Annotated in this window: 1 pseudogene; it reads right to left on the reverse strand. The window is 68.0% G+C overall.

What is annotated here, in order from left to right:
• A pseudogene (locus NE591_RS14455) lies at positions 1-300 on the reverse strand (hypothetical protein); the annotation flags it as partial.

The raw sequence follows: 300 nt of genomic DNA on the forward strand, positions 1-300 counted from the left end.
GGCCAGGCACAGCGGGGCGGCGCCCGCATCGCCCACGGTCCTCGATCCGTAGAGGCGATCGGCCCATTGCGGGTCGTCCTGATACAGGGTGGGCACGACGCCTTGTTCCCATGACGATCGAGGGGTGCTGAAGCCGTCTTCGGCGGTGGCGGCGTCGGCCGATCCTATGAGGGGAAAGGCTCCGTCGTCGATCGCGGCGGACAGGGCGTGCGCGGCGAAGATTCCGAGAAACGCAGACAGGACGGCGACGAGCACCATGGCGAACACCGCTTTGAGCATGCGCTGCGGCTCGACGCTTCG

Origin of the sequence: Adlercreutzia sp. DFI.6.23 (assembly GCF_024462535.1) — a bacterium.
GTDB classification, from domain to species: domain Bacteria; phylum Actinomycetota; class Coriobacteriia; order Coriobacteriales; family Eggerthellaceae; genus Adlercreutzia; species Adlercreutzia rubneri.